This window comes from Neobacillus drentensis, from assembly GCF_036966985.1.
Classification (GTDB): Bacteria; Bacillota; Bacilli; order Bacillales; family Cytobacillaceae; genus Neobacillus; species Neobacillus drentensis_E.
Genome location: NZ_JBALSN010000358.1, coordinates 1 through 836 on the forward strand (window position 1 = coordinate 1; position 836 = coordinate 836).

At 37.0% G+C, this 836-nt stretch carries 1 protein-coding gene; it reads right to left on the reverse strand.

Annotation, left to right across the window (positions count from 1 at the left end):
* Positions 1-216: 216 nt before the first annotated feature.
* The gene (locus V7659_RS21645; RefSeq protein WP_335542161.1) at positions 217-747 is read right to left on the reverse strand and encodes a hypothetical protein; all 531 of its coding nucleotides are present in this window, start codon (positions 745-747) and stop codon (positions 217-219) included.
* Positions 748-836: the final 89 nt, after the last annotated feature.

Below are 836 nucleotides of genomic sequence, written 5' to 3' on the forward strand. Positions count from 1 at the left end.
ACTTATTTTCATGGTAGTCAAATAAGAAAAGACCGCCGCATCCTTCTTGAGCTCTAACACACGTTACCATATGTACAGTCCTGTACAATCTCCAATTTTGTTTTGATGGGGGAAGGGAGCTGCAATAGCCCCTTCACTCCACTTGGCTACAGGCTTTAGGATTTGATTTACACTATAATTAGCACCAAAAAGAGCGTTGAGATTTCTCAACGCCTATTAAATAAGGTCAAACTCTGCTCCATCAGGATATAAAACGATATATTCTTCATCATCAGGATTTAAATAAGCAATTTTTGCACCCTGTAGTAAATTGTTATTTTTAAGTTCCTCTATTATTGTTCGTGTAGCCTTTCCTACATCTACAACATAGTTGAAAATATTAGCTGTACCGCTGCCAATATCACCGCCATCACACGAACCATTACCTGTCCAACCTAGACATTCATTCATTAGGTCTTCAACAGAGTGTCTAAGTTTCAGTGCTGTTTGCATTTCATCATCTTTATAGCTAAATTGAACCACTAGCTCAATTAATTCGTCCTCTTCTAGATATTCAAAACCTTCGTTAACTTTTTCTTCTGCTAGTTCATCCATTACTTTTTCTGCCCTTTGAAACATCGGCAATTTCAATTCTTCTGTTTCTCCAGTATCCCCGACAGTTCCGTAATGGATGCTTAAGGTTCTACCGTCTTGCCAAACTTCCCAATAAAAAGTTTCGTTTTCTTCTTGCTTAATTAATTTAATCAAACAAACAAACACCACCATAACTGACTAGTTTTTTCTGTAATAGTACAAATTCAACATCGAATGAAGGTTTCCTTCTTTCACTAACCTGC